The organism is Streptomyces sp. HD, from assembly GCF_028369295.1.
GTDB lineage: Bacteria > Actinomycetota > Actinomycetes > Streptomycetales > Streptomycetaceae > Streptomyces.
Genome location: NZ_JAQMYP010000117.1, coordinates 1 through 5,221, shown reverse-complemented (window position 1 = coordinate 5,221; position 5,221 = coordinate 1). Strand labels below are relative to the sequence as shown.

Annotated in this window: 2 rRNA genes; both read left to right on the top strand. The window is 57.4% G+C overall.

Going from position 1 to position 5,221, the window contains the following annotated elements:
* Nucleotides 1–238: 238 nt before the first annotated feature.
* Nucleotides 239–1,764: ribosomal RNA gene (locus POF73_RS45425) — 16S ribosomal RNA — on the top strand.
* 314 nt (nt 1,765–2,078) lie between these two features.
* Nucleotides 2,079–5,200: ribosomal RNA gene (locus tag POF73_RS45420) — 23S ribosomal RNA — on the top strand.
* The 16S and 23S rRNA genes sit together here, the layout of an rRNA operon.
* The last annotated feature ends 21 nt before the right edge of the window (nt 5,201–5,221 follow it).

Genomic DNA, 5,221 nt, shown 5'->3' with positions numbered 1-5,221 from the left:
ACCGAAGGGAAGCGCCCGGAGGAAAGCCCGAGAGGGTGAGTACAAAGGAAGCGACCGTTCCTTGAGAACTCAACAGCGTGCCAAAAATCAACGCCAGATTAGTTGATACCCCGTCTCCGGCCATCACGGCCGAAGATGAGGTTCCTTTGAAATAAACACAGCGAGGACGCTGTGAACGACCGCCTTATTCCGGTGGTCGTTCCGCTCTCGTGTGTGTCGACCGGATATCCGGTAAACATTCACGGAGAGTTTGATCCTGGCTCAGGACGAACGCTGGCGGCGTGCTTAACACATGCAAGTCGAACGATGAACCACTTCGGTGGGGATTAGTGGCGAACGGGTGAGTAACACGTGGGCAATCTGCCCTTCACTCTGGGACAAGCCCTGGAAACGGGGTCTAATACCGGATATCACTTCCACTCGCATGGGTGGGGGTTGAAAGCTCCGGCGGTGAAGGATGAGCCCGCGGCCTATCAGCTTGTTGGTGAGGTAATGGCTCACCAAGGCGACGACGGGTAGCCGGCCTGAGAGGGCGACCGGCCACACTGGGACTGAGACACGGCCCAGACTCCTACGGGAGGCAGCAGTGGGGAATATTGCACAATGGGCGAAAGCCTGATGCAGCGACGCCGCGTGAGGGATGACGGCCTTCGGGTTGTAAACCTCTTTCAGCAGGGAAGAAGCGAAAGTGACGGTACCTGCAGAAGAAGCGCCGGCTAACTACGTGCCAGCAGCCGCGGTAATACGTAGGGCGCAAGCGTTGTCCGGAATTATTGGGCGTAAAGAGCTCGTAGGCGGCTTGTCACGTCGGGTGTGAAAGCCCGGGGCTTAACCCCGGGTCTGCATTCGATACGGGCTAGCTAGAGTGTGGTAGGGGAGATCGGAATTCCTGGTGTAGCGGTGAAATGCGCAGATATCAGGAGGAACACCGGTGGCGAAGGCGGATCTCTGGGCCATTACTGACGCTGAGGAGCGAAAGCGTGGGGAGCGAACAGGATTAGATACCCTGGTAGTCCACGCCGTAAACGGTGGGAACTAGGTGTTGGCGACATTCCACGTCGTCGGTGCCGCAGCTAACGCATTAAGTTCCCCGCCTGGGGAGTACGGCCGCAAGGCTAAAACTCAAAGGAATTGACGGGGGCCCGCACAAGCAGCGGAGCATGTGGCTTAATTCGACGCAACGCGAAGAACCTTACCAAGGCTTGACATACACCGGAAAGCATTAGAGATAGTGCCCCCCTTGTGGTCGGTGTACAGGTGGTGCATGGCTGTCGTCAGCTCGTGTCGTGAGATGTTGGGTTAAGTCCCGCAACGAGCGCAACCCTTGTTCTGTGTTGCCAGCATGCCCTTCGGGGTGATGGGGACTCACAGGAGACCGCCGGGGTCAACTCGGAGGAAGGTGGGGACGACGTCAAGTCATCATGCCCCTTATGTCTTGGGCTGCACACGTGCTACAATGGCAGGTACAATGAGCTGCGATACCGTGAGGTGGAGCGAATCTCAAAAAGCCTGTCTCAGTTCGGATTGGGGTCTGCAACTCGACCCCATGAAGTCGGAGTTGCTAGTAATCGCAGATCAGCATTGCTGCGGTGAATACGTTCCCGGGCCTTGTACACACCGCCCGTCACGTCACGAAAGTCGGTAACACCCGAAGCCGGTGGCCCAACCCCTTGTGGGAGGGAGCTGTCGAAGGTGGGACTGGCGATTGGGACGAAGTCGTAACAAGGTAGCCGTACCGGAAGGTGCGGCTGGATCACCTCCTTTCTAAGGAGCACTTCTCACCGAGTCCTTCGGGACGAGGTCAGAGGCCAGTACACCGGCGAACGTCCGGTGCTGGTTGCTCAAGGGTGGAACGTTGATTATTCGGCACACTTGATCGTCTTCTCCTTCTAGTACTGCTCCTTGTGAGCGTGGAACGTTGAGGGGAGCGGGGAGTGTGCCGGGCACGCTGTTGGGTGTCTGAGGGCACGGCCGTATGGCTGCCTTCAGTTGCCGGCGCCGGTGTAGCACCACGTTGTTGGTGTGTGACGGTGTACTGGTCGTTGTTTGAGAACTGCACAGTGGACGCGAGCATCTGTGGCCAAGTTTTTAAGGGCGCACGGTGGATGCCTTGGCACCAGGAACCGATGAAGGACGTGGGAGGCCACGATAGGCCCCGGGGAGTCGTCAACCAGGCTTTGATCCGGGGGTGTCCGAATGGGGAAACCCGGCAGTCGTCATGGGCTGTCACCCTTGCCTGAACACATAGGGCAAGTGGAGGGAACGCGGGGAAGTGAAACATCTCAGTACCCGCAGGAAGAGAAAACAACCGTGATTCCGGGAGTAGTGGCGAGCGAAACTGGATGAGGCTAAACCGTATACGTGTGAGACCCGGCAGGGGTTGCGTATGCGGGGTTGTGGGATCTCTCTTTCACGGTCTGCCGGCCGTGGGACGAGTCAGAAACCGTTGATGTAGGCGAAGGACATGCGAAAGGTCCGGCGTAGAGGGTAAGACCCCCGTAGTCGAAACGTCAGCGGCTCGTTTGAGAGACACCCAAGTAGCACGGGGCCCGAGAAATCCCGTGTGAATCTGGCGGGACCACCCGCTAAGCCTAAATATTCCCTGGTGACCGATAGCGGATAGTACCGTGAGGGAATGGTGAAAAGTACCGCGGGAGCGGAGTGAAATAGTACCTGAAACCGTGTGCCTACAAGCCGTGGGAGCGTCGGAACAAGGCTTGCCTTGTTCTCGTGACTGCGTGCCTTTTGAAGAATGAGCCTGCGAGTTTGCGGTGTGTTGCGAGGTTAACCCGTGTGGGGAAGCCGTAGCGAAAGCGAGTCCGAATAGGGCGGTTTAGTAGCGCGCTCAAGACCCGAAGCGGAGTGATCTAGCCATGGGCAGGTTGAAGCGGAGGTAAGACTTCGTGGAGGACCGAACCCACCAGGGTTGAAAACCTGGGGGATGACCTGTGGTTAGGGGTGAAAGGCCAATCAAACTCCGTGATAGCTGGTTCTCCCCGAAATGCATTTAGGTGCAGCGTCGTGTGTTTCTTGCCGGAGGTAGAGCACTGGATAGGCGATGGGCCCTACCGGGTTACTGACCTTAGCCAAACTCCGAATGCCGGTAAGTGAGAGCGCGGCAGTGAGACTGTGGGGGATAAGCTCCATGGTCGAGAGGGAAACAGCCCAGAGCATCGACTAAGGCCCCTAAGCGTACGCTAAGTGGGAAAGGATGTGGAGTCGCAGAGACAACCAGGAGGTTGGCTTAGAAGCAGCCACCCTTGAAAGAGTGCGTAATAGCTCACTGGTCTAGTGATTCCGCGCCGACAATGTAGCGGGGCTCAAGCGTACCGCCGAAGTCGTGTCATTGCAGCATATACGCCCAACGGCGGCTGTGATGGGTAGGGGAGCGTCGTGTGCCGGGTGAAGCCGCGCCGGAAGGCAGTGGTGGACGGTTCACGAGTGAGAATGCAGGCATGAGTAGCGATTCACACGTGAGAAACGTGTGCGCCGATTGACTAAGGGTTCCTGGGTCAAGCTGATCTGCCCAGGGTAAGTCGGGACCTAAGGCGAGGCCGACAGGCGTAGTCGATGGATAACCGGTTGATATTCCGGTACCCGCTGTGAAGCGTCAAACATCGAACCAGGCGATGCTAAGTCCGTGAAGCCGTCCCGGATCCTTCGGGTGAAGGGGAGTGGTGGAGCCGACGGACCAGACCTGTAGTAGGTGAGTGATGGGGTGACGCAGGAAGGTAGTCCAGCCCGGGCGGTGGTTGTCCCGGGGTAAGGGTGTAGCCCGAGTGGTAGGCAAATCCGCCACTCATTGAGGGTGAGACCTGATGCCGAGCCGATTGTGGTGAAGTGGATGATCCTATGCTGTCGAGAAAAGCCTCTAGCGAGTTTCATGGCGGCCCGTACCCTAAACCGACTCAGGTGGTCAGGTAGAGAATACCGAGGCGTTCGGGTGAACTATGGTTAAGGAACTCGGCAAAATGCCCCCGTAACTTCGGGAGAAGGGGGGCCATTCCTGGTGATCCAATGTACTTGGTGAGCTGGGGGTGGCCGCAGAGACCAGCGAGAAGCGACTGTTTACTAAAAACACAGGTCCGTGCGAAGCCGTAAGGCGATGTATACGGACTGACGCCTGCCCGGTGCTGGAACGTTAAGGGGACCGGTTAGCTCCATTTCGGTGGGGCGAAGCTGAGAACTTAAGCGCCAGTAAACGGCGGTGGTAACTATAACCATCCTAAGGTAGCGAAATTCCTTGTCGGGTAAGTTCCGACCTGCACGAATGGCGTAACGACTTCTCGACTGTCTCAACCATAGGCCCGGTGAAATTGCACTACGAGTAAAGATGCTCGTTTCGCGCAGCAGGACGGAAAGACCCCGGGACCTTTACTACAGTTTGATATTGGTGTTCGGTTCGGCTTGTGTAGGATAGCTGGGAGACTGTGAACTCCGGACGCCAGTTCGGGGGGAGTCGTCGTTGAAATACCAGTCTGGTCGTGCTGGATGTCTAACCTGGGTCCGTGATCCGGATCAGGGACAGTGTCTGATGGGTAGTTTAACTGGGGCGGTTGCCTCCTAAAGAGTAACGGAGGCGCCCAAAGGTTCCCTCAGCCTGGTTGGCAATCAGGTGTTGAGTGTAAGTGCACAAGGGAGCTTGACTGTGAGACCGACGGGTCGAGCAGGGACGAAAGTCGGGACTAGTGATCCGGCGGTGGCTTGTGGAAGCGCCGTCGCTCAACGGATAAAAGGTACCCCGGGGATAACAGGCTGATCTTCCCCAAGAGTCCATATCGACGGGATGGTTTGGCACCTCGATGTCGGCTCGTCGCATCCTGGGGCTGGAGTCGGTCCCAAGGGTTGGGCTGTTCGCCCATTAAAGCGGTACGCGAGCTGGGTTTAGAACGTCGTGAGACAGTTCGGTCCCTATCCGCTGCGCGCGTAGGAATATTGAGAAGGGCTGTCCCTAGTACGAGAGGACCGGGACGGACGAACCTCTGGTGTGCCAGTTGTTCTGCCAAGGGCATGGCTGGTTGGCTACGTTCGGGAGGGATAACCGCTGAAAGCATCTAAGCGGGAAGCCTGCTTCGAGATGAGTATTCCCACCCACTTGATGGGGTAAGGCTCCCAGTAGACGACTGGGTTGATAGGCCGGATCTGGAAGCACAGTAATGTGTGGAGGTGACCGGTACTAATAGGCCGAGGGCTTGTCCATAGAGGCTCGCGTCCACTGTGT